The following is a 26,816-nucleotide window of genomic DNA, read 5'->3' as shown; positions in this document are numbered from 1 at the left end:
CGGCGGCGACGCCGGGACACGAGCCCTGGGCGGGACCGTGGCGTCACGGTCCCGGGGGCGCGTCCGATGGGGAAGCCGCTTCGGCGGAGCTCTCGTCGAGGAGTGCGGCGAGGCCGTCGAGGAGGCGCTGGAGGCCGAACTCGAAGAGGGCGTCGAGGTCAAAGTCGTAACCGGCCGTGGTAAGGCGGGAGAGCATGGGGAACCGGCCGGTGGCCAGTATCGCCAGGAGCGTCGGCTCCTGGGTGGTCATCCACTCCTCGCTGTCGAGGCCGCTGTGCGCCTCGGCCTCCCGCTCCGACTCCAGGTTGATGGCGACACCACGGGCGTAATTGAGCAGCATGAGGTGTGCGGTGAAGGCGGAGTGCAGGTCGAGTCCGTGGGCGTGCAGGGTGACAAGCATCCACTCGCTGTAGGGCAGTGCCGAGGTGATGATCTGAGGGCGGGTCACCGACAGGGCCGGTGCGAGCCATGGGTGGCGGCGGAACAGGTCCCAGAGCTGCCGGGCCGCCAACTCGATCGCCTCGCGCCAGCCCGCCGGTGGTTCGGCGGGCAGCGGATGCTCCGCGATGACCGTGTCCATCATCCGTACCAGCAGGTCGTCCTTGTCGGCCACGTGCCGGTACAGCGACATGGTCGCCACCCCGAGCTCGGCGGCCACCCGGCGCATCGAGAGCGCGGCCAGCCCCTCCGTGTCGGCGATCGTCACCGCGGCGCCGACGATGCGTCCGAGCGTGAGCGCCGTCTGACCCGATGGCGTGTTGGACGGCCCGCCCGGGCGGGCAGCAGCAGTGGGCCGGGCGGTGCGCACGGGGCGGCTCGGGGCCTCCACGACCGTCCCGACGCCGGGGACGGCGCGGACCATGCCCTCGCGGCGCAGTTCGGTGAGCACCTTGGTCGCGGTCGCCATCGCGACACCCCACTGCTTGGTGATCTCGCGGGTCGAGGGGACGCGATCACCCGGCGCCAGTTCCCCCGTCTCGATCCGCCGCCGCAGTTCGCCGACGATCTGGCTGTAGCGGGGTACCGCCTGTCCGCCCACTGACACACCTCCGCACTAGTGCACCTGGATAGGTGCGATCCTAGCCCCCGATGCCGGACGATCCGTGTGCACGAGCGCTGCCCACGCCATTCCGTACTAGTGCGGGTAGCGCCCAACATCCCTATTCCACTAGTCACTTCTAGCTTGCGCCACCTCTTGCGTACGCCGTACGGTCGCATCATGTCGAACAGCGAGATACTCATCTGCGGTGCCGGTATCGCCGGGCCCGCGCTGGCGTACTGGCTACGCAAGGGAGGCTTCACGGTCACGATCGTGGAGCGCGCTCCGGAACCCCGGCCGGGCGGGCAGACCGTGGATCTGCGCGGTGCCGGCCGCACCGTGATCGAGCGGATGGGCCTGATGGACCGAGCCAGGGCGGAGAGCGTGGACCAGCGCGGCCTCGCACTCGTCGACGCCTCTGGCCGGATCACCGCGCGGGTGCCCGCCGACAGCTTCGGCGGCGAGGGGATCGTCTCCGAGATCGAGATCCTCCGCGGCGATCTCGCCCACCTGCTGTACGAGGCCACCCTGCCGGACACGGAGTATCTGTTCGACGACACCGTCACCGGGATCGATCAGGACGCGGACGCTGTCACCGTCCGCTTCGAGAAAGCCGCGCCGCGCCGGTTCGGGCTGGTCGTGGGCGCGGACGGGCCGCACTCCGTGGTGCGCGCGCTGGCCTTCGGCCCGGAGCGGGAGTTCGTCCACCCGCTCGGCCTCTACACGGCCTGGTTCACCGCGACCGACGACCTGGAACTCGACGGCTGGTACCTGATGCACAACGCGCCCGGCGGACTGGTCGCCTCCGCACGGCCCGGCCGTCTCCCCGGCGAGGTCAAGGCCGGTTTCAGCTTCCGCTCGGCACCGATCGCCCACGACCGCCGCGACCCTGCCGCCCAGCGGGAACTCGTGGCCCAGCGCTTCGCCGGCGTCGGCTGGGAGACCCCACGCCTGCTGCGGGCCATGCGCACCGCCCCGGACTTCTTCTTCGACTCCATGGGCCAGGTCCGCCTCGACCACTGGTCGCGCGGCCGTGTGGCGCTGCTGGGCGACGCCGGATACTGCGCGACCCCGCTGACCGGTCTGGGGACCAGCCTGGCTTTGGTCGGCGCCTACGTCCTGGCCGGTGAGCTCACCGCTGCCGCAGGCGACCACCGCGTCGCCTTCCGCCGCTACGACGAGGTGATGCGCCCCTACGTGGGTCAAGCCCAGCAGCTGCCGCCGGGCGGCGCCTCGGGATTCGCGCCTTCGGGCCGGCTCGGCATTCGCCTGCGGGACCTCTCCATGCGCCGGATGACCCGCTGGCCGATGCGGAACCTGCTTGCCGCACAGTTCGCCAAGGCCGGGGACATCGCACTGCCGGAATACAGCCTCGCCGCGGACATCCGGTGAGCGACCCCAGTCACCGTTCGGCGAACGTTCGCCGGCTTGCCGAGAAGACCGGGCCAAAGAGGACACCGATGCTGCCTGGCGAGCGGTCGACACCCCTGTCGCCGCGGCGACAACAGGCTGGACACACCACGACCTCGGCCACGAAGGCACCGCCCAGCGCTCCTACCAGGCCGGCTGCCGACTCGCCGGCGAAGCCGACCCGCACGACCACGCCGCCTGGATGATGCGCACCCTGGTCACCTGCGAGCGGCTGGTCCCGGCCGTCGGGGGACGTGCGGTGGCCCTGCCGTCCCGCAGGGGACGGTGGCCGGTGGTGCCGCACCGTGACCCGGCGCCCCGCTCCCCGGAAACCTCCGGGACAGGGGATGAACGACGGCCCCGGCGGTCAGGATGGAAGCATGGGATTCCACGTCGACTCCGAGGCCGGGCGGTTGCGCCGGGTCATCCTGCACCGGCCCGATCTCGAGCTCAAGCGGCTCACCCCCAGCAACAAGGACGCCCTGCTCTTCGACGACGTGCTGTGGGTGCGCCGGGCGCGTGCCGAGCACGACGGGTTCGCCGACGTCCTGCGGGACCGCGGGGTCGAGGTCCACCTCTTCGGGGACCTGCTCGCCGAGACCCTGGCGCTCCCCGAGGCCCGCGCCCTGGTCCTGGACCGGGTCTTCGACGAGAAGGAGTACGGCCCCCTCGCCACCGGCCACCTGCGCGCCTCCTTCGACCGGATGCCCCCGGCCGAGCTGGCCGAGGCCCTGGTCGGCGGGATGACCAAGCGGGAGTACCTGGCCGGCCACGAGGAACCGGTCTCCGTGCGCTTCCACGTCATGGAGCTGGACGACTTCCTGCTGCGCCCGCTGCCCAACCACCTCTTCACCCGGGACACCTCGGCGTGGATCTACGACGGCGTCTCGATCAACGCCATGCGCTGGCCCGCCCGGCAGCGCGAGACCGTGCACTTCGAGGCGATCTACCGCCACCACCCGCTGTTCCGCGACGAGGCGTTCCACGTCTGGTCCCGGGGGCAGGCGGACTACCCGTCCACCATCGAGGGCGGTGACGTCCTGGTGCTCGGCAACGGCGCCGTGCTGATCGGGATGAGCGAGCGCACCACCGCGCAGGCCGTGGAGATGCTGGCGCACAAGCTGTTCGCGGCCGGCTCCGCGCGCACGATCGTCGCGCTCGACATGCCCAAGCGGCGTGCCTTCATGCACCTGGACACGGTGATGACCATGGTCGACGGCGACACCTTCACCCAGTACGCCGGACTCGGCATGCTCCGCTCCTACACCATCGAGCCCGGCGACGGCGAACGGGAGCTGAAGGTCACCGACCACCCGCCGGAGCACATGCACCGGGCGATCGCCGCCGCGCTCGGTCTCGGGAAGATCCGGGTGCTGACCGCCACCCAGGACGTGCACGCCGCCGAACGCGAGCAGTGGGACGACGGCTGCAACGTCCTCGCCGTCGAACCCGGTGTCGTCGTCGCCTACGAGCGGAACGCCACCACAAACACCCACCTGCGCAAAGAGGGCATCGAGGTGATAGAGATCCCGGGCAGCGAGCTGGGCCGGGGCCGCGGCGGCCCCCGCTGCATGAGCTGTCCCGTCCAGCGAGACGCTGTATAGAAATGTGGGGTCTCGTATAGACTTACATGGTCCCTGTAGTCGTACACCTGGAGCGCCCCCATGGCGACAGTCCCGACCGCCCTCGCCGGCCGCCACTTCCTCAAGGAGCTGGACTTCACCGAGGCGGAGTTCCGCGGCCTGGTCGAGCTGGCAGCCGAGCTGAAGGCCGCCAAGAAGGCCGGGACCGAGACCCCGTACCTGCGCGGGCGGAACATCGCGCTGATCTTCGAGAAGACCTCGACGCGCACCCGCTGCGCGTTCGAGGTCGCCGCCGCCGACCAGGGCGCTCACACCACCTACCTGGAGCCCTCCGGGTCCCAGATCGGGCACAAGGAGTCCGTCCGGGACACCGCCCGGGTGCTGGGCCGGATGTACGACGCCATCGAGTACCGGGGCGACAGCCAGGCCAAGGTCGAGGAGCTGGCCGCGTACGCCGGTGTGCCCGTCTACAACGGCCTCACCGACGACTGGCACCCCACCCAGATGCTCGCCGACGTGCTCACCATGACCGAGCACTGCGCCAAGCCGCTCGGCGGCATCGCCTTCGCCTACCTCGGCGACGCCCGCTTCAACATGGGCAACTCCTACCTGGTCACCGGCGCCCTGCTCGGCATGGACGTACGCATCGTCGCCCCGAAGTCCTACTGGCCTGCCCAGGAGATCCTCGACCGCGCCCGCGAGCTCGCCGGCTCCAGCGGCGCCCGGATCACCCTCACCGAGGACATCGCCGAGGGAGTGCGGGGCGCCGACTTCGTCGCCACCGACGTCTGGGTGTCCATGGGCGAGCCCAAGGAGGTGTGGGCCGAGCGGATCGCGGCCCTCGCCCCGTACGCGGTGACCATGGACGTGCTGCGCGCCACCGGCAACCCGGACGTGCGGTTCCTGCACTGCCTGCCGGCCTTCCACGACCTCGGCACCGCCGTCGGACAGCAGATCTTCGAGGCGCACGGCCTGGACTCGCTGGAGGTGACGGACGAGGTGTTCGAGTCCGCCCACTCGGTGGTCTTCGACGAGGCGGAGAACCGGCTGCACACCATCAAGGCGGTGCTGGTCGCCACACTCGCCCGGGAAACCCTTGCCTGACCCTCCTCACCAGGCCTTATCCTGACCGGCGGCCCGGAACCACCCCTTCCGCGCCGCCGCCGCGGCCCCACCACGGCCGCCCGCACCACCAGAATCGAGCACCACCGGCATGCCCGCTCCCCGCATCAAGTCCCCGCGCCTGCTCGTCGCCGAATCCGGCGCCGACCGCGAGGGACACGGCCTGAAGCGCACCATGGGCCTCTTCCAGCTCATCTGCTTCGGCGTCGGCGCCATCGTCGGCACCGGCATCTTCGTCGGCCTGTCCGACTCGGTCGCCCAGGCCGGCCCGGCCGTCGTCGTCTCCTTCGTCCTCGCGGCCCTCACCTGCGTCTTCACCGCCTTCTCCTTCGCCGAGCTGGGCGGCGCGATCCCGGTCTCCGGTTCCTCGTACTCCTTCGCCTACGCCGGCCTCGGCGAGTCCACCGCCTTTCTCGTCGGCTGGTGCCTGCTGCTGGAGTACGGCGTCTCGATCTCGGCCGTCGCGGTCGGCTGGAGCCAGTACGTCAACGAACTGCTGCACAGCCTCACCGGCCTCCAGCTCCCGGCCGCCCTGTCCGCGGGCCCCGGCGACGGCGGCGTGATCAACCTGCCGGCCGTGATCGTCATCGCCATGGCCTCGGCGCTGCTGGTGCGCGGGGTGCGGGAGAGCGCCGGGGCGACCGCCGCCATGGCCGCGGTGAAGCTCGTGATCCTGCTCGCCTTCTGCGCCATCGGCTACAGCGCCTTCAAGGACGGCAACCTCACCCCGTTCTCCCCGGCCGGCCTCGGCGGCATCGGCGCGGGCACCACCGCCGCCTTCTTCTCGTACATCGGCTTCGACGCGATCACCACGGCCGGCGAGGAGGCGAAGAACCCGCGCCGGCACATCCCCGTCGCGATCCTGGTCTGCATGGGCATCGTGACCCTGCTGTACTGCGCGGTCGCGCTCGCCGCGATCGGCGCCATCGGCGGCGACCAGGTCGCCGGCCGCCCCGCCGCCCTGTCCTTCGTCGTCAACGAGGTCACCGGCTCCGCCGTCGGCGGCGGTGTCATCGCCTTCGGCGCGGTCGTCGCCATCGCCTCCGTGGTCCTCGCCGTGATGTACGGCCAGACCCGCATCCTGATGTCGATGTCCCGGGACGGCCTGATCCCGCGCGTCTTCGAGAAGGTCAGCCCGAAGACCTCCACGCCGGTCGCCGGCACGCTGATCGTCGGCGTCGTCTTCGCGCTCCCGGCGGCCTTCGCCTCGCTGGACGCCGTGATGAACCTGTGCACCATCGGCACCCTCGCCATCATGGCCGTCGTCAACGTCACGGTGCTGGCCCTGCGCCGCCGCGAACCGGGCCTCGACCGCAGCTTCCGGGTGCCGCTGTACCCGGTGGCCCCGCTGCTCGGCATCGGCTTCTGCCTGTACCTGATGTGGGAGACCGGCTGGCGCACCTGGATCCAGTTCGCCGTGTTCCTCGCGGCGGGCCTCGCGGTCTACGCCCTCTACGGCCGCCGGCACTCCACGCTGGCCGGCGCCGTACCGGCCGGTGAGGTCACGCCGGCCGGGGCCGAGCGGGAACCACAGGCAGTCTGAACCACACCGCCTTGCCCGAGGGGGTGGGGCGGTGACCGCAGGAGGAGCTCAGGGCCCGGATCAGCAGCAGCCCGCGCCCGTCCTCCTGCCACACGTCGGGCTCCTCGAGCACCGGCGCGGTCAGCCGGCCGGGCGGCGCCGGGTCCGGGTCGTGCACCTCGACCTGGCAGCCGGTCGGCCGCAACTCCACCACCAGCTCTATCGGGCCGCGCCCGGCGGTGTGCTCCACCGCGTTGGCCACCAGCTCAGCGGTCAGCAGCTCGGCCGTGTCGCAGTCGGTCACGTGCTCGACCTCGGTGAGGGCCGTGCGCACCAGGGCGCGCGCCACGGGCACCGCCGCCGCGGTGTGCGGCAGCGCGATGCGCCAGGAGGCCGATTCGGCGGGGGGTTCGTGCACGGCGAGTCCTTCATGGAGCAGGCTGTCCTGCTGTCCGACTCCAGGCATGGTACGGGCCCGGCGGCGCCCGGCCGTCGCCGGGCCGGTCGACCGCCCCGTTTCTGTCGCGCCATCGTGACGATGGTCACAAAGCGGTGATAACTTCATGGAGGAGCGCACCGTACGGCACCGTCCCCCAAGGAGGCCGCACGTCATGAGTCCCTTCACCGGCTCGGCCGCCCGCACCGGCGACTGGGAGCATCTGCGGGTGCGGATCGCCGACCGGGTCGCCACCGTCACCCTCGCCCGCCCCGAGAAGCTCAACGCCCTCACCTTCGGCGCCTACGCCGACCTGCGCGACCTGCTCGCCGAGCTGTCCCGGGAGCGCGCGGTACGGGCCCTGGTGCTGGCCGGGGAGGGCCGCGGCTTCTGCTCCGGCGGCGACGTGGACGAGATCATCGGCGCCACCCTCGCCATGGACACCGCCCGGCTGCTCGACTTCAACCGGATGACCGGACAGGTCGTGCGCGCGGTCCGGGAGTGCCCGTTCCCGGTGATCGCCGCGGTGCACGGCGTGGCGGCCGGCGCCGGCGCGGTCCTCGCCCTCGCGGCGGACTTCCGGGTCGCCGACCCCTCGGCCCGGTTCGCGTTCCTCTTCACCCGGGTCGGCCTGTCCGGCGGCGACATGGGCGCCGCCTATCTGCTGCCCCGGGTCGTCGGCCTCGGCCACGCCACCCGCCTGCTCATGCTCGGCGACCCGGTCCGGGCCCCCGAGGCCGAGCGCATCGGCCTGATCAGCGAGCTGGCCGAGGAGGGCCGGGCGGACGAGACGGCCGCCGCCCTGGCCCGCCGCCTGGCCGACGGCCCGGCCCTGGCCCACGCCCAGACCAAGGCCCTGCTCACGGCCGAACTGGACATGCCGCTCGCGGCCGCCGTGGAACTGGACGCCTCGACCCAGGCCCTGCTGATGACCGGCGAGGACTACGCGGAGTTCCACGCGGCCTTCACAGCGAAGCGCGCGCCGAAGTGGCGGGGGAGGTGAGCTTCCATGCCGACCTCAGGGAAACCGACCCCAGGGGCGCGGGGCTCCGCTGATATGCGGCTCCGCCGCGGGGCGCGAGCAACCACGGACGGCCCGCATCCGCCGACGACGGGAAACCACCCCCTCCGCGTCGCGATAATCGGCGGCGGCCCCGGAGGTCTGTACGCCGCGGCCCTCCTCAAACGCCTCGACCCCGCCCGCGACATCACCGTCTGGGAACGCAACGCCCCCGACGAGACCTTCGGCTTCGGCGTGGTCCTCTCCGACGAGACCCTCGGCGGCATCGAACACGCCGACCCGGTCGTCCACGAGGCGTTACGGCGGGAATTCGTCCGCTGGGACGACATCGACATCGTGCACCGGGGGACCCGCCACCGCTCCGGCGGCCACGGCTTCGCCGCGCTGGGCCGCCACCGGCTCCTCGAGATCCTGCACGAGCGCTGCCGCTCCCTCGGCGTACGGCTCCGCTTCCGCGCCGAGGCCCCCCACCCGGACACCCTGAGCGCCGAGTACGACCTGGTCATCGCGGCCGACGGGGTGCACAGCGCCACCCGTGAGACCTACGCCCACGTCTTCCGCCCCCAGGTGACCGAACACCGCTGCCGCTACATCTGGCTCGCCGCCGACTTCCCCTTCGACGCCTTCCGCTTCGAGATCGCGGAGACCGAACACGGCGTCGTGCAACTGCACGGATACCCCTACGGGGCCGACGCCTCCACGGTGATCATCGAGATGCGCGAGGAGGTCTGGCGGGCCGCGGGCCACGGCGGCCTCACCCCGCGCGAGTCCGTCGAGCGCTGCGCCAAGCTCTTCGCCGACGCCTTGCGCGGACGCCCGCTGCGCTCCGGGAACTCCGCCTGGACCAGCTTCCGTACGGTGGTCAACGACCGCTGGTCGCACGGCAACGTCGTCCTCCTCGGCGACGCCGCACACACCGCGCACTTCTCCATCGGCTCCGGCACCAAACTCGCCGTCGAGGACGCCCTCGCCCTGGCCGCCTGCCTGGAGGAACAGCCGGACGTGCCCCGCGCGCTGGCGGCCTACGAGGAGGAGCGCAGGCCCGTCGTCGCCTCCACCCAGCGAGCCGCCCGGGCCAGCCTGGAGTGGTTCGAGAACGCGGGGCTGTATCTGCGCCAGCCGCCCCGCCAGTTCGCCTTCAACCTGCTCACCCGCTCCCGTCGCGTCACCCACGGCAACCTGCGCCTGCGCGACGCCCGCTTCACCGAGTCCGTGGAGCGCGCGTTCGGCTGCCCGCCCGGCACACCCCCGATGTTCACCCCGTTCCGGCTGCGCGGCCTGACCCTGCGCAACCGGGTCGTGGTGTCGCCGATGGACATGTACTCGGCCGCCGACGGCGTTCCCGGTGACTTCCACCTCGTCCACCTGGGCGCCCGGGCGCTCGGCGGGGCCGGGCTGGTGATGACCGAGATGGTGTGCGTCAGCCCGGAGGGCCGGATCACCCCCGGCTGCGCCGGCCTCTACACCGGCCGGCAGGCCGAGGCGTGGCGGCGCGTCACCGACTTCGTGCACCGGCAGTCCCCGGGCACCGCGATCGGCGTCCAGCTCGGGCACTCCGGCCGCAAGGGGTCCACGAAACTGATGTGGGAGGGCATCGACGAGCCGCTGCCCACCGGCAACTGGCCGCTCGTGGCCGCCTCCCCGCTGCCGTACAAGCCGGGCAGCCAGATACCGCGCGAGCTGTCCCGGGCCCGGCTCACCGACATCCGGGAGCAGTTCACGGCGGCCGCCTGGCGGGCCGCCCGGGCCGGTTTCGACCTGCTCGAACTGCACTGCGGCCACGGCTATCTGCTCTCCGGCTTCCTCTCCCCGCTCACCAACCACCGCACCGACGCCTACGGCGGTTCACCGGAGCGGCGCCTGCGCTTCCCGCTGGAGGTCTTCGACGCCGTGCGCGGGGTGTGGCCGGCCGAGCGGCCGATGACCGTCCGGATCTCGGCCACCGACTGGGCCGACGGCGGGACGGGCGCCGACGACGCCGTGGAGATCGCCCGCGCCTTCGCCGCGCACGGCGCCGACGCCATCGACGTGTCCACCGGGCAGGTGGTGGCGGAGGAACGCCCGGAGTACGGGCGGTCGTACCAGACGCCGTTCGCCGACCGCATCCGGCACGAGGTCCGGGTACCGGTGATCGCGGTCGGCGCGATCTCCTCCTGGGACGACGTCAACTCCCTGATCCTGGCGGGCCGTACCGACCTGTGCGCCCTGGCCCGTCCGCACCTGTACGACCCGCACTGGACCCTGCACGCGGCGGCCGAGCAGGGCTACGAGGGCCCGGGCGCCCCCTGGCCCGCGCCCTACCGGGCCGGCAGCCGCCCGCCCCGCACCGGCCGCACCGACAACCCCAAGCCCCGCCTGACGCTGCGTGACTGACGGAGTCTCAGAGTCCCACGTACCGGGCCCCGGCGTCCCGCAGGCGTTCGTGCAGGCCCCGGAAGACCTCCGCCGAGCGCACGCCGGGCCAGTCCGGCGGCAGCAGACGGGTGGGCAGGCCCGGGTCGGTGTAGGGGAGGTGGCGCCAGGAGTCGAGGGCGAGCAGATAGTCGCGGTAGGCCTCCTCGGGCGGGGTGTCCGAACGGGCGGCCCAGGCCCGCAGCACCGGCGCGTGCGCGTCCAGGAAGCGCTCGTGCTCCTTGGCGATCGCGGCCAGGTCCCACCAGCGGGCCACCGCCTCGGCCGTGGGCGCGAAACCCAGGTGCTCGCCGCGGAAGAAGTCCACGTACGGGTCCAGCCGCAGCCGGCGCAGGGTGTGCTCCGTCTCCTCGTACAGCCGGGCCGGGGCGATCCACACCCCCGGCGCGGCGGTGCCGAAGCCGAGGCCGGCCAGCCGGGAGCGCAGCACGTGCCGCTTCTGCCGCTCCGACTCCGGGACCGAGAACACCGCGAGCACCCAGCCCTCGTCCGCCACGGGCGCGCCCGCGTAGACGCGCCGGTCGCCGTCGTCCAGCAACTGGCGGGCCTCGGGCGAGAGTTCGTACCCGGCCGCGCCGGACTCGGTGCGGGCCGGCAGCAGCAGGCCGCGCCGCTTGAGCCGGGACACCGAGGAGCGTACGGAGGGCGCGTCCACGCCGACGGCGGCCAGGAGCCGGATCAGCTCGGCGACGGGCACCGGGCCGGGCAGTGAGCGGCCGTACGCGCCGTAGAGCGTGACGATGAGGGACCTGGGGGTGTGCTGGTCGGACACGTTGATCATTTTAGGTCGTCGGCATCACGGCTGGTCACCACCGGTGCGCAGCAGGAACCGCTGCACCTTGCCGGTGGCCGTGCGGGGCAGCGCGTCGAGGAAGACGAACTCGCGCGGGCACTTGTAGGGCGCGAGTTCCGCGATGAGGAACGCGCGCAGCGCCTCCGGGTCTGGGCGGGCGCCGGGGCGCAGCACGGTGTAGGCGACGGCCACCTGGCCGCGGGCCTCGTCGGGGCGGCCGACGACCGCCGTCTCCGTCACGTCGGGATGGCGCAGCAGCGCGTCCTCCACCTCCGGCCCGGCTATGTTGTACCCGGCGGAGACGATCATGTCGTCCGCGCGGGCCACGTACCGGAAATAGCCGTCGGCCTCGCGTATGTAGGTGTCGCCGGTGAGGTTCCAGCCGTCGCGCACGTACTCCCGCTGCCGAGGATCGGCGAGATAGCGGCAGCCGACCGGGCCGCGCACGGCCAGCAGACCGGGCTCGCCGTCGGGCACCGGCCGGCCGTCGGCGTCCTGGACGCGCGCCCGCCAGCCCGGCACCGGCAGGCCCGTGGTGCCGGGCCGGATCCGCTCGTCGGCGGCGGACACGAAGATGTGCAGCAGCTCGGTGGCGCCGATGCCGTTGATCAGGCGCAGGCCCGTGCGCTCGTGCCAGGCCCGCCAGGTGGCCGCGGGCAGGTTCTCGCCGGCCGAGACACAGCGCCTGAGGGACGACAGGTCGTGGCCGTCCAGCTCGCGCAGCATCGCCCGGTAGGCGGTCGGCGCGGTGAACAGCACGGAGACGCGGTGCGCGGCGATGGCGGGCAGCAGCTGCCGGGGGCCCGCCTGTTCGAGCAGGAGACTGCTGGCCCCGGCCCGCAGCGGGAAGATCACCAGCCCGCCGAGGCCGAAGGTGAAGCCGAGCGGGGGACTGCCGGTGAACACGTCGTCCTCGCGGGGGCGCACCACGTGCCGGGAGAACGTGTCGGCTGTCGCCAGCACATCCCGGTGGAAGTGCATGCACCCCTTCGGGCGGCCCGTGGTGCCGGAGGTGAACGCGATCAGGGCGACGTCGTCGGAGGCGGTGTCCACCGCCGGGTAGGGGGCGGCCGGGGCCGGGCGGCGCAGCAGGTCCTCGGGGCCGTCCCCGCCGTACGTCGTGACGCGCAGCCCCGGTACGGCCGCCCGCAGCAGGTCGTCCACCGCCCGGACATCGCACAGCGCGTGCCCGATCCGGGCGATCGCGCACATCTCCGCCAGCTCCTGCGGGCGCTGCCGGGCCAGCACGGTGACCGCGATCGCGCCCGCCTTCAGCACGGCCAGCCAGCAGGCGGCCAGCCACGGTGTGGTGGGGCCGCGCAGCAGCACCCGGTTGCCCGGGACCACGCCCAGGGTGCCGGTGAGCACGTGCGCGATCCGGTCGACGCGGGCGCGCAGTTCGCCGTAGGTCCAGGCGGGACCGGCCGGCGTCAGGAACGCCGGGCGGGCCGCGTCGGCGTGGTCCAGCAGCTCCACCGCGCAGTTCAGCCGGGCGGGGTAGCGCAGTTCCGGCAGGTCGAACCGCAGCTCGGGCCACTCGTGCGGCGGGGGCAGATGGTCGCGCGCGAACGTGTCGACGTGGGCCGAGAGATGCATGACGGTGGGCCCCCTTGCCGTGACGTCGTATCCGGGCCTGGCCGCCCGGACGGGCTTCCTGGCGGGCTCGCGCTTCGAGCGTAGCGGCCTGGTGACGGCAGTCAACGGTCCGCGATACCGTCGGGGGACGGGCGGCGGACCCGCCCCGGAGGGAGGAACGGCCGTGTCCGCATTCGCACTCGCGCCGGAGCAGGCCGCCTGGTGCGCCGAGCTGCGCGCGCTGGCCGCCGGGCGGCTGCGCCCGCTCGCCGGCCGGGGCGCACCCGGCCGCGTCGACCGGCCGCTGCTCGCCGAACTCGGCCGGACCGGCCTGCTCTCCCGGCTGTTCGACTCCGGGGCGCTGGAGCTGTGCCTGCTGCGGGAGTCCCTGGCGCAGGGCTGCACCGAGGCCGAGACCGCCCTCGCCCTCCAGGGCCTCGGCGCCCACCCGGTGCACGCCCACGGCACCCCGGCCCAGCGGGAGCGCTGGCTGCCCCGGGTCGCCGACGGCAGCGCGGTCGCCGCGTTCGCGCTCAGTGAGCCCGGCGCCGGGTCGGACGCGGCGGCGCTGTCCCTCGCCGCCGAGCCCGACGGCGACGGCTGGCGGCTCACCGGCGCCAAGTGCTGGATCTCCAACGCCCCCGACGCCGACTTCTACACCGTCTTCGCCCGCACCACGCCCGGCGCCGGAGCGCGCGGGGTGACCGCCTTCCTCGTCCCCGCCGACCGGCCCGGACTCACCGGCCGCCCGCTGGAGATGCTCGCGCCGCACCCCATCGGCGCCCTCGACTTCGACGCCGTGCCCGTCACCGGCGCCGACCTGCTCGGCGCGCCCGACCGGGGCTTCGCCGTCGCCATGGGCACCCTCAACCTCTTCCGGCCCAGCGTCGGCGCCTTCGCGGTCGGCATGGCCCAGGCCGCGCTGGACGCCACCCTCGCCCACACCGCCCGGCGCGAGGCGTTCGGCGGCACCCTGCGCGACCTCCAGGCCGTCTCCCACCAGGTCGCCGAGATGGCCCTGCGCACCGAGGCGGCCCGGCTGATGGTGTACGCGGCGGCCTCCGCATACGACGCGGGGGCCGCCGACGTGCCCCGGCGGGCCGCGATGGCCAAGCTGCTGGCCACCGAGACCGCGCAGTACGTCGTCGACACCGCCGTCCAGCTGCACGGCGCGTGCGCCCTGCGCCGCGGCCACCTGCTGGAGCACCTCTACCGCGAGGTGCGGGCGCCGCGCATCTACGAGGGCGCCAGCGAGGTGCAACGGAGCATCATCGCCAAGGAGTTGTACGCCGCTGCGGCGAAGGAGGACCGGTGACGACCGAGCGCGTCAACCCGCCCGCGCTGTCCCCGCCCACCGGTTTCAGCCACGCCGTGGTCGCGGCCGGCAGCCGCGTGGTGTTCCTGGCCGGCCAGACCGCCCTCGACGCCGACGGCGAGATCACCGGGGACACCCTGCCCGAGCAGTTCGGCAGGGCCCTCGGCAACCTGCTCGGCGCCCTGCGCGCGGCCGGCGGCACCCCCGCCGACCTGGCCCGGGTCACCGTCTACGCCACGGACCTCGCCGCCTACCGCGCGCACGCCCCCGAACTGGGCCGGATCTGGCGGCGGGCGGCGGGCCGGGACTATCCGGCGATGGCCGTCGTCCAGGTGGTGCGGCTGTGGGACGAGCGGGCGCTGGTGGAGCTGGACGGGTTCGCCGTACTGCCCTGACCCCGGCCGCGGGCACCCGGCACAACCGTCGGGAGCATGGACGCGCCACCGTAGGGGTGACGGTCACGTCCGCGGGTCCGGCCGCCCGGTACCAGTGGAGGTCTCGAACCCCTGCACCACCGGGAGGTACTCCATGCCCGTCCGCCGTTCCCTCCTCGCCGCCGCCCTCGGCTCCGCGGCGCTGCTGTGCGCGACCGCCGCCCCGGCCGCCGCCGCGCCCGGCGAGTACGTCACCGTCGACCCGACCGGCCTGATCGCGGCGGACGGCACGGTGACGCTCTCCGGCAGTTACCGCTGCACCGGCGCCACCGGAGCGGCGTTCGTCGGGTCCTCGATCAGCCAGGGCACCGAACGCCGGCAGGGCATCGGCGGCAGCGCCGCCCGCTGCGACGGCGTCGAGCACCGCTGGCAGAACTCCGGCAAGCCCTACGGCCAGACGCTGCGGCCGGGGACGGCGCGGGTGCAGGCCACCGTCGTGGAACTCCGCCCCTCGGGCATCCTCCTGCTGCCGGTCTTCCACGCCCAGTCGGACCGCGACATCACCCTCGTCCAGGGCTGAGCCCCACGCCACCGGTTCGGGGGCCCGTCCGGCGGCTGTCGCGGGCTCCCCGGCTGCTCAACGGCCCGTACGGGTGCCTGTGGCCGGTCGGCTTCCTGCCGGTTCAGGGTCGCTGCGGGTTGTGGCCGGCCCCCGTTGGTCAATGGTCCGTCCGGTGGTACAGCGTCCGTCCGGGCCCGGCCGCCGACGCCCGCTCAGCCGGTTCACGGCCCGTCCGGGCGGTTGTGGCCGGTCGGCTTCCTGCCGGTTCAGGGGCCGTCCGGGCGGCTGTCGTCGGCTCCCCGCTCGCCGCCGGCTGACGTCCCGCCCGGGCCGTCGCCCGCTCTTCCTCGGGTCACAGCCCTTCCAGGGCCGTGACCCGCTCCCCGCCGGTTCCCGGGCCGTCCACGGCCGGCGGGGCCGGTACGCGCCGGACCACCGTGCCGCCCGGCCGGCGCAGGGCGGCGACGAACTTGTAGCGGGAGCCGCGGTAGACCGAGCGCACCCACTCCACCGGGGTGCCCTGCGCGTCCCGCGAGTGCCGGGACAGCAGCAGCATCGGCAGCCCCACGTCGGTGGCCAGCAACTGCGCCTCGCGCGGGGTGGACAGCGAGGTCTCGATGGTCTCGTCCGCCTCGGCCAGATGGACGCCGTAGACCTCGGCGAGCGCCGTGTACAGCGACGGGTAGGTGGCCAGCGAGCGGCGCAGGCCGGGGAAGCGCCGCACGGACAGGTGGGTCGTCTCGATCGCCATCGGGTCGCCGCTGGCCAGCCGCAGCCGCTCGATGCGCAGCACCCGTTCGCCGATCCCGATGCCGAGCAGGCCCGCCAGCTGCTCGTCGGCCGGTACCTCCCCGATGTCCAGCACCTGCGAGGCCGGGGCGAGGCCCTGGGCCCGCATGTCCTCGGTGTGCGAGGTGAGCTGGAGCGTGCGGTACAGCTTGGGCTGGGCCACGAAGGTGCCCTTGCCCTGGATCCGGTCCAGCCGGCCCTCGCCGACGAGTTCCTGCAGCGCCTGCCGCACGGTGGTCCGGGAGGTGTCGAACCGGACCGCGAGCAGCCGTTCGGCGGGCATGGCCGAACCGGGTTGCAGCGCCTCGGCCATCGTCAGGAGCTGCTGCTTGATCCGGTAGTACTTCGGCACGCGCGCGGTGCGGCCGGACGCCCCCCGGTGCGGATGGGCGCTGCTGACGTCGGTGGTCATGCCTGCCTTCCCGGCTGTGTCGATGGGCTCCCGTTATAGCGACCAACTCCCGTATGGTCTAGTCCAACTGAACGGTCCGGGCGAAAGGGACGGAACGCGGAGGGACGCGCTCCGGTGACTTTCTCGTAACGGCCGGGATTGGCTCCCCGAACCACCCTTGACACTCCAAAAGGTCTAGGCCAAGCTCCACCGTACTGGTCTACACCATTAGTGGCCAGGTCCCGAGCCCTACGTGCAACAGCGTCGTACCGCAGGTCACCGCCGAGGGCGTGGGGGGTTAGTGGCATCCCTGAGGAGGGTGGCGTGAAGCGCAAGCTTGCGGCCGCGATAGTGATCGCGGGCATGATGGTCTCCGTGTCGGCGTGCGGCGGGGACGACGGCGACGAGGGCGGCGCGGGACCGGACGGCTTCAAGGGCCAGACGCTCACCGTCTGGGCGATGGACGGCTCCACCCCGGACCAGTGGGTCAAGGACGTGTCGGCCGCGTTCGAGAAGAAGACCGGCGCCAAGGTGAAGTTCGAGACCCAGAAGTGGGACGGGATCCAGCAGAAGATCACCACCGCCCTCTCCGAGTCCACCCCGCCGGACGTGATCGAGGTCGGCAACACCCAGACCCCGGCCTACGCGGCCACCGGCGGCCTCGCCGAACTGGACGACCTGAAGAAGGAGATCGGCGCCGACTGGACGCCGTCGGTCTCGCAGTCCTCCGTCTACGACGGCAAGCAGTACGCCGCTCCCTGGTACTTCACCAGCCGCGTGGTCATCTACAACAAGAAGGTCTGGGCCGAGGCCGGCATCAAGGACGTTCCCAAGACCCGGGACGAGTTCTTCAAGGACCTGGAGACCATCGACAAGAAGACCGACGCCGAGCCGATCTACCTGCCCGGCCAGAACTGGTACTTCTTCGACGGCCTGACCATCGGCCAGGGCGCCGACCTGGTGAAGAAGGAGGGCGACAAGTACGTCTCCAACCTCGACGACCCCAAGGTCGCCAAGGCCATGGAGATCTACAAGAAGTACGCCTCCTACTCCCAGGCCCCCAAGGACAAGGACGAGGCCACCCCGCAGCAGGCCGAGGTGTTCGCCAACGGCAAGACCGGCGCGTTCATCGGCATGGGCTGGGAGGCCGCCACCGCGGTCAACGCCAACAAGGCCATCGAGAAGGACCTCGGTTACTTCCCCATCCCCGGCGAGACCGCAGACAAGCCCGAGAGCGTCTTCCTCGGCGGCTCCAACCTCGCCGTCGCCGCGGGCAGCAAGAAGCAGGCCCTGGCCAAGGAGTTCCTGCGGATCGCGCTGTCCGACCAGTACGAGGGCCAGCTGGCCAAGCTCAACGGCGTCATCCCGAACAAGAAGGCGCTGGAGTCCAACCTCAAGGGCAACCTGGTCGCGGAGGCCATCGCCCCGGGTGCCTCGGTCGGCGGCACCACCCCGCTGATCCCCGAGTGGGGTGCGGTGGAGAACAACCCCAACCCGATCAAGTCCTACATGACGTCCGTGCTGAACGGTAAGTCCCCGGCACAGGCCGCCCAGCAGGTCGAGGACGAGATCAACAAGCGCCTGGCCCAGAAGAACTGATCACCGTGCCGGGGGTGCCACCAGACGGCACCCCCGGCCGACGCCTTGGCCGTGCCACGGGTGCGGCCACGGTGTTTCGTACGGCCACGGAAGAGATGGCAACTCATGTCAGTGCAGACCGAAGGCACGGACACGGCCGGGGAGCCCGCTGTCCGCAAGGCCCGGGTGCCGGCCTCGCCACGAGGTGACGACCGTACCCTCGGGGCCCCGTCCCGGCGCCGCGCCGCCGCCCCCTACCTGCTCCTGCTGCCCGCGCTGCTGGCCACCCTGGTGCTGCTCGGCTGGCCGCTCGTGAAGAACGGCATGCTGTCGTTCCAGAACCTCAACCCGCGCCAGCTCATCCAGCACCTCACCGAGTGGAACGGCGTCGACAACTACAAAGAGGTGCTGACCGCCGAGGAGTTCTGGCGGGTCGTCGAACGCTCCGTGTTCTTCACCGCCGTCAACGTGGTGCTGATCATGGTGCTCGGCACGCTGATCGGGCTGCTGCTGGCCCGGCTCGGCAAGCGGATGCGGCTGCTGCTCCTGTTCGGCCTCGTGCTCGCCTGGGCCATGCCGGTCATCGCGGCCACCACCGTCTACAAGTGGCTGTTCGCCCAGCGCTTCGGCGTCGTCAACTGGGTGCTGGACGCGCTCGGCTGGCACTCCATGGCCGACCACAACTGGCTGGAGACCCAGTTCTCCACCTTCGCCGTGGTCACCCTGCTGCTCGTGTGGCAGTCCATCCCCTTCGTGGCGATCAACCTCTACGCCGCCACCACCACGATCCCCCGTGAGTTGTACGAGGCCGCCGCCCTGGACGGCGCCGGCACCTGGAAGGGCTTCACCTCCGTGACCCTGCCCTTCCTGCGGCCGTTCCTGTACGCCACGACGTTCCTCGAAGTCATCTGGATCTTCAAGGCGTTCCCGCAGATCTTCGCGATGAACGAGGGCGGCCCGGACCACCTCACCGAGACCCTGCCGATCTACGCCTTCGTGGAGGGCGTCGGCAACCAGCACTTCGGACTCGGCGCGGCGATCTCCTTCCTGACCATCGCGGTGCTGCTCGTCATCACCTCGTACTACCTGCGCATGGTGCTCAAGCAAGAGGAGGACGAGCTGTGAAGCGCTCGCTCTTCGGCCGTTTCTGGCCCAACGCGACCGCCGTCGTCCTCTTCGTCGGCTTCGCGTTCCCCGTGTACTGGATGTTCGCCACGGCCTTCAAGCCGACCGGCGACATCATCACCGACGACCCGGTGTGGTTCCCGACCGACGCCACCCTGGAGCACTTCAAGACGGCCGTCGACGCCGACCACTTCTGGACCCTGGTCCTCAACTCGGTCACCGTCACGCTGCTGTCGGTCGCGTGCTCGCTCGTCATCGCCCTGCTCGCGGCCTTCGCCCTGACCCGGATGCGGTTCAAGGGCCGGCGCGGTCTCATCGTGACGTTCATGCTGGCGCAGATGGCTCCCTGGGAAGTCCTCATCATCGCCATGTACATGATCGTGCGGGACAACGACATGCTCGACAGCCTGGTCCCGCTCACCGCCTTCTACACCATGATGGTGCTGCCGCTGACCATCCTGACGCTGCGCGGCTACATCGCCGCCGTGCCCAAGGAGCTGGAGGAGTCGGCGATGGTCGACGGCTGCACCCGCCGGCAGGCCTTCGTGAAGGTGATCTTCCCGCTGCTCGCGCCCGGCCTGATGGCGACCTCGCTGTTCGGCTTCATCACCGCCTGGAACGAGTTCCCGCTCGTCCTGATCCTCAACAAGTCCGCCGAGAAGCAGACCCTGCCGCTGTGGCTGTCGCAGTTCCAGACCGCCTTCGGCGACGACTGGGGCGCCACCATGGCCGCCTCGTCCCTCTTCGCGCTGCCCATCCTGATCCTCTTCATCTTCCTGCAACGCAAGGCTGTCAGCGGTCTGACCGACGGCGCCGTGAAGGGATGACGCCCCGATGACCATCACCGCCCCCGGCACCGACACCCTCACCCGCAACGCCCTCGCGGTCCTCCAGCCCGGCTTCGACGGCACCACCGCCCCCGACTGGGTGCGCCGCCGCATCGACGAGGGCCTGGCCTCCGTCGCCCTGTTCGGCCGCAACGTCGTCAGCGAGGAGCAGGTCACCGCGCTCACCGCGCAACTGCGCGCCGGACGGGACGACCTGCTCGTCGCCATCGACGAGGAGAGCGGCGACGTCACCCGCCTCGACGTGCGCACCGGCTCCGCCTTCCCCGGCAACCACGCCCTCGGCGCCGTCGACGACCCCGCCCTGACCCGGTCCGTCGCCCGCGAGCTGGGCCGCCGCCTGGCCGCCTGCGGCGTCACCTTCGACTGGGCGCCCTCCGCCGACGTCAACGCCAACCCCGACAACCCGGTCATCGGCGTCCGCTCCTTCGGCACCGGCCCCGACCTGGTCGCCCGGCACACCGCCGCCTGGGTCGAGGGCCTGCAGTCCTCCGGCGTCGCCGCCTGCACCAAGCACTTCCCCGGCCACGGCGACACCAACGTCGACTCCCACCACGCCGTACCCCGCATCGACGTCGACGCCGACACCCTCTTTGAGCGCGAACTGCCCCCGTTCCGCGCGGCCATCGCCGCCGGCACCCGGGCCATCATGAGCGCCCACATCCTGGTGCCGGCCCTCGACCCGGACCGCCCCGGCACCCTGTCCCCGCGCATCCTCACCGACCTGCTGCGCGGCGAACTCGGCTACCAGGGCCTGATCGTCACCGACGGCATCGAGATGCGCGCCATCTCCGGCACCTACGGCCTGAACCAGGGCGTGGTCCTCGCGATCGCGGCCGGCGCCGACGCCATCTGCGTGGGCGGCGGGCTGTGCGACGAGGGCACCGTGCTCGGCATGCGGGACGCGCTCGTCGCGGCCGTGCGCTCCGGCGAACTGCCCGAGGAACGGCTCGCCGACGCCGCCGCCCGGGTGCGCGACCTGGCCGCCTGGACCGCCGCGCACCGCGGGGACGTCGCGCGGACCACGCCCGACCCGGAGATCGGCCTCGTCGCGGCCCGCCGCGCGCTGACCGTGACCCGCACCGGCGCCGCCGCACCGGTCACCGGGCCGGTGTACGTCGCCCGGTTCAACCCGGCCCCGAACATCGCCGTCGGCCACGAGACCCCCTGGGGCGTCGCCGACGAGCTGGAGCGGCTGCTGCCCGGCAGCGCCTCCGGGACCTTCACCGGCGACGACGCCGAGCCGCCGCCCTCGCCGCTGCCGAGGGGCGCCGGATCGTCGCCGTGGTCCGCGACGAACACCGGCACCCCTGGATGCGCGCCGCGCTCGACACCCTGCTCGCCGCCCGGCCCGACACCGTCGTGGTCGAGATGGGCCTGCCGCAGGCCCCGCCGCGCGGTGCCCTGCACCTCGCCACCTACGGCGCCGCCCGCGTCTGCGGAGTGGCCGCCGCCGAGGCCGTCCTGGCCGGCTGACCTCTTCACCCCCCCGGCCGCCCGCCCTCCCCGGCGGGCGGCCACCCTCTCCGTGCTCTCTCCGTGACCCGGTGGCCCTTTCACGCCCTGGCGTATGCCACCGGCACATGTCTCACGTCCGACCCGCAGGTGTTGTCGTCCCGATCACCCCCGGAGTGTGAACACATGCACGAGCCCACCCCCTACCTCCACCGAGCGGCGACCGGCCGCCCCTACTTCAGCGCCGACGCCGAGACCTACCTCGCCCCGACCCCGCTGCGCGACCTGGAGAAGACCGAGCCGCTGCGCGTGCTGTCCGCGGAGGACTTCGCGTTCTGGCAGACCTACGGCTACGTCGTCGTCCGCGAGGCCATCAGCCCCGGCGAGGCCAAGGCCCTGCTCGACTTCGCCTGGGAGTTCCAGGGACTCGACCCCGACCGCCCCGACACCTGGTACGAGGAACCCGAGTTCCGCTCCGAACTCGACCGCCACCTCTACATCTACGGCTTCGTCGAGGCATACCACCACCAACTGCTCTGGGACAGCCGGCAGAACCGGCGGGTCTACGACGCCTTCGTGGACGTCTGGGACAGCCCCGAGCTGTGGGTCACCCTGGACCGGCTCAACCTCAACCCGCCCAACGTCCGCACCCGTTCACGCTCCCTGATCGAACCCACCGACGAGGGCTTCGACATCGAGCTGCACTGGGACGTCGACTCCACCCGCGCCGTGCTGCCGCAGCGCGTCCAGGGCATCATCGCGCTCACCGACACCCGGCCCGAACTCGGCGGCTTCCAGTGCGCGCCCGAGCTCTTCCGCCGCTTCGAGGAGTGGCGGCTCGCCCAGCCGCCGGGCCGCGACCCGGTCCGCCCCGCGATCGACCGCGCCGAGTTCCCGGTGGTCCGCCCCGACCTCCAGGCCGGCGACCTGCTGATCTTCAACGGGATGCTCGCCCACGGAGTGGCGCCCAACCTCTCTGACAACGCTGTCCGGGCCGTCCAGTACCTGTCGATGATGCCCGCCCTGGAGGAGCACACCGCCCTGCGCGACTCCCGCGTGCACTCCTGGCGCACCCTGGACACCCCCGACTGGAACGCCACCCTGCTCGGCGACGCCCGCACGCCGGAAGCCCTCCGCTACGGCCCCGCCGAACTGGACGACCTGGGGCGCAGGCTGCTGGGCCTGGACTCCTGGACCGCCGGGGAAGGCCACCGGTGAACCGCGTCTGCCTCGCCCTGCCCACCAACCGCGCCTGCCCCGCCACCATCACCGCCCTGCACGCGGAAGCCGCCTACGCGGTACGGAACCACGGCGCCGACGTGCGGTTGCTGATCCTGGACTCCGCCGACGCCCGCACCCGGGCCGCCCACGCGGACACCGTCGCCGCCCTGCCCCCGCGGCCGGGCGTGACCGTCCACCACCTCGACGAGGAACGCCAGCGCGCCTGGCTGCGCCGGACGATCGCCCGGTCCGGCCTGCCCGCCCCGGACCGGCTGCTCGACCTCATGCTCCCGCCCGCCGTCTCCTACGGAGCCTGCACCAACCGCGCCTTCCTGCTGGCCGCCTCCCTGGGCTGCCACTCCGTGCACCGCAGGGACTCCGACAGCACCTACCAGGTCCACGCCGGCGCACCGGTGTACCCCGTCCACCACGAACTGCCCTGGCTCGGCCGCCCCGCCGCCGAGGCGGCGGCGACGGTCACCCGCACCGACCTCGACCCGGCCCTGGCCCACCGCCCGGTCGCCCTGGCCGGCGCCTCCTTCATCGGTGAACTCTCCGTCGACATCGCCGAGATACGCCGCCTGGACGAGGCCGTCTACCACGACGTGGTCGGCCTCTGGGCACCCGGCGACTGGCCCGAGGACCGCCGCCGCGCGCTGGTCGAGGAGTCCTTCACGGGCGCGGGCACCGACCCCTTCACCGGCGACCACTCGACCCTCACCGTGGTCGACCCCATGCGCGTCGACATGTGCAACATCGCCTTCGACCGGGCGGTGTACGAGCGGGTCCCGCTGCCGCCCGCCACCGACACCATCGGCAGCGACTACTTCCTCCTCCACCTCGTCCACGACGCGGGCCTGCCCGGCATCCTGCACAACCGCCACATCGAGAACTTCCACACCCCCGAACGGCGCACCGACACCGGGTTCCCGGCCTACCAGCGGCGGTTCGTGAAGTTCCTGCTGTCGATGCTCCACTTCCACCACGTCTACGACCGCATGGCCGCGGAGGGCTCGGCCGGCCTGCTCGACCCCGGCCACCGGGTCCGCCCCGACCGGGTGGCACAACTCGTGCGCGAGAGCACCACCCTGGACCGCGCCGAGAACATCTGGCGCCTGGACCGCGTGGACACGGCGTACCGCAAACTGGGCGGCAGATACGCGGAGTTCGCCGACCGACTGGCCGAGGAACGCGGCGAGTTGCTGGACCGGGCGGCCAGGGACATGGAGGACTTCGCGACCCTCACCGAGGCATGGCCGTCACTGATGGAAGCGGCCCGCACATGAGCGCCCCAAAGGGGCGCGGGGCCCTGTCTGATATGCGGCTGCCGCCGCGTGGGCGCGACAAGCCACAGATCGCCCGCACCCGCGACACAACACACCCGGGCACCCCCCTAGGCGCACCCGAAACCGACCACATCCTCTACAACCTCACCGGCATAGAGCGCCAATACGACACCCTGCTGCGCGAACTGCCCGGCACGGACATCCGCTTCGCCCTCAAGGCATGCCCGGTCGACGAAGTCCTCCGCTGCCTGGCGGACCGCGGCGCCGGCTTCGACACCGCGAGCCCCGCCGAGATCCGACAGGCCCTGCGCGCCGGGGCGCGGCCCCACCGCGTCCACTACGGCAACACCATCAAGTCCGACCACGACATCGCCGAAGCCCACCGCCTGGGTGTCCGCACGTTCGCCACCGACAGCCTCGAAGACGTCACCGCGATCGCCCGGCACGCCCCCGGCGCCCGCGTGTTCTGCCGGCTGGCCACCAGCGGCCAGGGCGCCCTGTGGGGCCTGAACCGCAAGTTCGGCTGCGACCCGGACGACGCCGTCCGCATCATGGCCGCCGCCCGCGCGGCCGGACTCGTCCCGGCCGGACTGTCCGTGCACGTCGGCTCCCAGCAGATGACCGGCGAAGCCTGGCAGCAGGCCCTGGACACCCTCGCCGGGACGCTGCTCGCGCTGGCCGGGCGGGGGATCGTACCCGACCACGTCAACCTCGGCGGCGGCCTGCCCGCGCTCGGCTACCTGGACCGGCGCGGCACCCCGCTCCACCCGCCGCTGGACAAGATCCTCACCGTGCTCCGCGAGGGCATGGAGCACCTGAACGGCCTGGCCGCCGCCCCGCCGCGGTTCGTCCTGGAGCCGGGCCGGCACCTGGTCGCCGACCACGGCGCGGTCCGGGCGCACGTGGTCCGGCTGACCGAGCGGACGGGGCCGGACGGCCGGCCCGCCCGCTGGCTGTACCTGAGCGCCGGCAAGTTCAACGGCCTGTACGAGATGGACCAGGTGACCCACCCGCTGCTCTTCCCCGGGCGGGAGAGCGAGGAGCACGTGCCCGCCGTCGTCGCGGGCCCCACCTGTGACGGCGACGACGCCTACGGCGGCGGCCGGCACCCGGTGCCCGTCCCCCGGACCCTCGCCTCCGGCGACCCGGTGTGGATCCTCTCCGCCGGCGCCTACGCCCCCAGTTACACGACCCAGGGCTTCAACGGCATCAGCCCGCTGCCGTGCGTGTGCGTACGCGGCCCGGAAGGACTCCCACTGACATGAACGACCGTCTACGGGGCATCACCGAGGCCGACTGGCCCCGGCTGGCCGCCCTGGAGAGCGAGGCGTACGCGGACCTCTCCCTCGCCGAGGGCGAGGCGGCGCTGCGCTCCCGGGCCCGCGCCTCGGCCGCCACCTGCTTCGTCCTGGAACGCGACGGCCGGCCCGCCGGCTACGTCCTCGCCCTGCCCTACCCCCGGTTCCGCTGCCCCGCGCTGGGCAGCCCGGAACCGGCCGTCCACGACACCGCCAACCTGCACCTGCACGACATCGTCGTCAGCGCCCCGCTGCGCCGCCGGGGGCTCGGCACCCGGCTGGTGCGCCACCTGACCGAGACCGCCCGGACGCGCGGCTTCGCCACCGTCTCGCTGGTCGCCGTCGGCGACAAGGAGGCGTTCTGGCGCGCCCGCGGCTACCGCGCCCACCCGTCGGCCCCGGTCCCGCCGGAGTACGGCCGGGGCGCGGTCTACATGTCGGCGCCGGTGACCGCCCTCGCCCAACCGCACCGGGAGGCGGTGTGATGCCCGCCGGTTCCTTCGCGCGCGCCAAGTGGTCGATCGCCGCGCTGTTCTGCTTCCTCGGCTTCCAGTACGGCACCTGGATCGCCCGGCTGCCCGCGCTGAAGACACGGCTGGACCTCGGCGCCGGCGAGGTGGGGCTGCTGCTGATGGCCTGCGGGGCGGGCGCCGCGGTCTCCTTCCCGCTGGTCGCCGTGCTGATGCGGCGGCTCGGCTCCCGGCGGCTGTCCCTGGTGTCCGCCGCCGCCCTGATCGCCGTACTGGCCGCCCTGTCCGTCGTACCGAACTACCCGCTGGCACTGCTCGCCGTGGCCGCCGACGGGGTCGCGGTCGGCTGTCTCAACGTGGCCATGAACGCGCAGGGCGCCGCGCTGGAGAAGGCGTACGACCGCACCGCCATGTCCCAGCTGCACGCCACCTTCAGCGCCGGGCTGCTCGCCGCCGCCCTGCTGGCCTCCGGCGCCACCGCCGTGACCGGGTCCGTCCCGGCCCACTTCGCCGTCGCCGGGGCGCTGCTGCTGCTCCTGCTCGGCGGCGGCCGGCCGGGCCTGCTCGCGCACGAGGAGCCCGCCCCGGCCGCCGAGGACGGACCGAAGCCCAGGGCCCGGCGCCGGCTGCCGTCCGGTACGACCCTGCTCATGGGCTGTGCCATGGCGTTCGGCACGATCATGGAGGGCGCGATGAACGACTGGTCGACGCTCTACATGGAGGACGTCGTCAAGGCGTCGCCGAGCATCGCGCCGCTCGGCATCGCGGTGGTCTCCGTGATGATGCTGCTGGCCCGGGTGTGCGCGGACCGCTGGCGCACCCGCTGGGGCGACGGAGCGGTGGTGCGCACCGGCAGCGCGGTGGCCGCCGTCGGCCTGGCCCTCGCCCTGCTGGCCGGGGGAGTGGTCCCCACGCTGCTCGGCTTCGCCTGCGTCGGCCTCGGGGCCGCCGCCGTCACCCCGTGCGTGTACGTGGCGGCGGCCGGACACGGCTCCGACGCCCTCGCGCTGGTCGCCGCGATGGGCACCACCGGGCTGCTGGGCGGCCCGGCCCTGATCGGCTTCGTGGCGAGCGCGGCCGACCTCACCCTGGGCATGGCCACGGTGGCGGTCTGCGCCCTGATCGTCACGGCGTCCGCCTTCCGGATCCCGTGGCGGACCCGGGCCGCCGCACTCACCGAGGCGACCTGAGCGG

The 26,816-nt window shown here is 72.8% G+C and carries 21 protein-coding genes and 2 pseudogenes; 18 read left to right on the top strand and 5 right to left on the bottom strand.

Annotated features, from left to right (window positions below; genetic code table 11):
- Positions 1–43: 43 nt before the first annotated feature.
- The gene (locus tag ACSURM_RS09360; RefSeq protein ID WP_436954550.1) at positions 44–1,039 is read right to left on the bottom strand and encodes a TetR/AcrR family transcriptional regulator C-terminal domain-containing protein; all 996 of its coding nucleotides are present in this window, start codon (positions 1,037–1,039) and stop codon (positions 44–46) included.
- 180 nt (positions 1,040–1,219) lie between these two features.
- Between ACSURM_RS09360 and ACSURM_RS09355 the strand changes: the two genes are divergently transcribed.
- The 4 genes from ACSURM_RS09355 to ACSURM_RS09340 all read left to right on the top strand — a co-directional run bounded on the left by ACSURM_RS09355 (position 1,220) and on the right by ACSURM_RS09340 (position 6,697).
- On the top strand, positions 1,220–2,431 hold the full coding sequence (locus ACSURM_RS09355; RefSeq protein ID WP_436954549.1) for an FAD-dependent monooxygenase: 1,212 nt from the start codon (positions 1,220–1,222) through the stop codon (positions 2,429–2,431).
- 365 nt (positions 2,432–2,796) lie between these two features.
- On the top strand, positions 2,797–4,053 hold the full coding sequence (locus ACSURM_RS09350) for an arginine deiminase (RefSeq protein WP_436954548.1): 1,257 nt from the start codon (positions 2,797–2,799) through the stop codon (positions 4,051–4,053).
- Between the two features lie 60 nt (positions 4,054–4,113).
- The gene (argF, locus tag ACSURM_RS09345; RefSeq protein WP_436954547.1) at positions 4,114–5,136 is read left to right on the top strand and encodes an ornithine carbamoyltransferase; all 1,023 of its coding nucleotides are present in this window, start codon (positions 4,114–4,116) and stop codon (positions 5,134–5,136) included.
- A 109-nt stretch (positions 5,137–5,245) separates the two neighbouring features.
- Entirely contained in the window at positions 5,246–6,697 is a 1,452-nt protein-coding gene (locus ACSURM_RS09340) for an amino acid permease (protein ID WP_436954546.1), read from the top strand.
- On the opposite strand, the gene ACSURM_RS09335 is transcribed toward ACSURM_RS09340, so the two are convergent.
- Positions 6,657–7,142, bottom strand: a complete 486-nt coding sequence (locus ACSURM_RS09335; protein WP_359042030.1) for an ATP-binding protein — start codon at positions 7,140–7,142, stop codon at positions 6,657–6,659. The two genes, ACSURM_RS09340 and ACSURM_RS09335, sit on opposite strands and share 41 nt — an antisense overlap.
- Positions 7,143–7,287: 145 nt before the next feature.
- On the opposite strand from ACSURM_RS09335, the gene ACSURM_RS09330 reads away from it, so the two are divergent.
- Together ACSURM_RS09330 and ACSURM_RS09325 are read left to right on the top strand one after the other, a co-directional pair.
- The gene (locus ACSURM_RS09330; protein WP_436954545.1) at positions 7,288–8,115 is read left to right on the top strand and encodes an enoyl-CoA hydratase family protein; all 828 of its coding nucleotides are present in this window, start codon (positions 7,288–7,290) and stop codon (positions 8,113–8,115) included.
- Positions 8,116–8,169: 54 nt separating this feature from the next.
- Positions 8,170–10,506: a bifunctional salicylyl-CoA 5-hydroxylase/oxidoreductase gene (locus tag ACSURM_RS09325; RefSeq protein WP_436954544.1), complete on the top strand. Its 2,337-nt coding sequence runs from the start codon at positions 8,170–8,172 to the stop codon at positions 10,504–10,506.
- A gap of 7 nt (positions 10,507–10,513) precedes the next feature.
- Here the strand turns inward: ACSURM_RS09325 and ACSURM_RS09320 are convergent, their stop codons facing one another.
- Complete coding sequence (locus tag ACSURM_RS09320) at positions 10,514–11,326, bottom strand: PaaX family transcriptional regulator (RefSeq protein WP_436954543.1); 813 nt, start codon at positions 11,324–11,326, stop codon at positions 10,514–10,516.
- Positions 11,327–11,341: 15 nt separating this feature from the next.
- Entirely contained in the window at positions 11,342–12,934 is a 1,593-nt protein-coding gene (locus ACSURM_RS09315; RefSeq protein WP_436954542.1) for an AMP-binding protein, read from the bottom strand.
- A gap of 163 nt (positions 12,935–13,097) precedes the next feature.
- Here ACSURM_RS09315 and ACSURM_RS09310 point away from each other — a divergent pair, with 163 nt between their 5' ends.
- The 3 genes from ACSURM_RS09310 to ACSURM_RS09300 all read left to right on the top strand — a co-directional run bounded on the left by ACSURM_RS09310 (position 13,098) and on the right by ACSURM_RS09300 (position 15,182).
- Complete coding sequence (locus tag ACSURM_RS09310) at positions 13,098–14,228, top strand: acyl-CoA dehydrogenase family protein (protein ID WP_359042024.1); 1,131 nt, start codon at positions 13,098–13,100, stop codon at positions 14,226–14,228.
- A complete protein-coding gene (locus tag ACSURM_RS09305; protein WP_436954541.1) occupies positions 14,225–14,623 on the top strand; it encodes a RidA family protein in 399 nt (132 codons plus the stop codon). The genes ACSURM_RS09310 and ACSURM_RS09305 overlap by 4 nt, the downstream gene beginning before the upstream one ends.
- Before the next feature lie 133 nt (positions 14,624–14,756).
- The gene (locus ACSURM_RS09300) at positions 14,757–15,182 is read left to right on the top strand and encodes a DUF6299 family protein (protein WP_436954540.1); all 426 of its coding nucleotides are present in this window, start codon (positions 14,757–14,759) and stop codon (positions 15,180–15,182) included.
- A 334-nt stretch (positions 15,183–15,516) separates the two neighbouring features.
- On the opposite strand, the gene ACSURM_RS09295 is transcribed toward ACSURM_RS09300, so the two are convergent.
- Positions 15,517–16,365: a GntR family transcriptional regulator gene (locus ACSURM_RS09295; protein ID WP_436954539.1), complete on the bottom strand. Its 849-nt coding sequence runs from the start codon at positions 16,363–16,365 to the stop codon at positions 15,517–15,519.
- Between the two features lie 303 nt (positions 16,366–16,668).
- Between ACSURM_RS09295 and ACSURM_RS09290 the strand changes: the two genes are divergently transcribed.
- The 9 genes and pseudogenes from ACSURM_RS09290 to ACSURM_RS09250 all read left to right on the top strand — a co-directional run bounded on the left by ACSURM_RS09290 (position 16,669) and on the right by ACSURM_RS09250 (position 26,812).
- A complete protein-coding gene (locus ACSURM_RS09290; protein WP_436954538.1) occupies positions 16,669–17,943 on the top strand; it encodes an extracellular solute-binding protein in 1,275 nt (424 codons plus the stop codon).
- A gap of 105 nt (positions 17,944–18,048) precedes the next feature.
- Entirely contained in the window at positions 18,049–19,047 is a 999-nt protein-coding gene (locus ACSURM_RS09285; RefSeq protein WP_436954537.1) for a carbohydrate ABC transporter permease, read from the top strand.
- Positions 19,044–19,874 carry a carbohydrate ABC transporter permease gene (locus ACSURM_RS09280; protein ID WP_436954536.1) on the top strand — a complete coding sequence of 277 codons (831 nt, stop codon included), beginning with the start codon at positions 19,044–19,046 and terminating at the stop codon, positions 19,872–19,874. Before ACSURM_RS09285 ends, ACSURM_RS09280 begins: the two co-directional genes overlap by 4 nt.
- Positions 19,875–19,881: 7 nt before the next feature.
- Positions 19,882–21,368, top strand: a pseudogene (locus tag ACSURM_RS09275) (glycoside hydrolase family 3 protein).
- Between the two features lie 165 nt (positions 21,369–21,533).
- Positions 21,534–22,565: a phytanoyl-CoA dioxygenase family protein gene (locus ACSURM_RS09270; protein ID WP_436954534.1), complete on the top strand. Its 1,032-nt coding sequence runs from the start codon at positions 21,534–21,536 to the stop codon at positions 22,563–22,565.
- A complete protein-coding gene (locus ACSURM_RS09265; RefSeq protein WP_436954532.1) occupies positions 22,562–23,854 on the top strand; it encodes a DUF6271 family protein in 1,293 nt (430 codons plus the stop codon). The genes ACSURM_RS09270 and ACSURM_RS09265 overlap by 4 nt, the downstream gene beginning before the upstream one ends.
- Positions 23,851–25,119 carry a type III PLP-dependent enzyme gene (locus tag ACSURM_RS09260; RefSeq protein ID WP_436954531.1) on the top strand — a complete coding sequence of 423 codons (1,269 nt, stop codon included), beginning with the start codon at positions 23,851–23,853 and terminating at the stop codon, positions 25,117–25,119. Before ACSURM_RS09265 ends, ACSURM_RS09260 begins: the two co-directional genes overlap by 4 nt.
- A pseudogene (locus tag ACSURM_RS09255) lies at positions 25,116–25,610 on the top strand (GNAT family N-acetyltransferase); the annotation flags it as partial. The gene ACSURM_RS09260 and the pseudogene ACSURM_RS09255, both read left to right, overlap by 4 nt.
- Complete coding sequence (locus ACSURM_RS09250) at positions 25,514–26,812, top strand: MFS transporter (protein WP_436961010.1); 1,299 nt, start codon at positions 25,514–25,516, stop codon at positions 26,810–26,812. The pseudogene ACSURM_RS09255 and the gene ACSURM_RS09250, both read left to right, overlap by 97 nt.
- Positions 26,813–26,816: the final 4 nt, after the last annotated feature.

It is taken from the genome of Streptomyces sp. SudanB182_2057, assembly GCF_964272715.1.
Classification (GTDB): domain Bacteria; phylum Actinomycetota; class Actinomycetes; order Streptomycetales; family Streptomycetaceae; genus Streptomyces; species Streptomyces rubradiris.
Note: the sequence above shows the minus strand (reverse complement) of the source record. Positions and strands in the feature narration are given on the sequence as shown.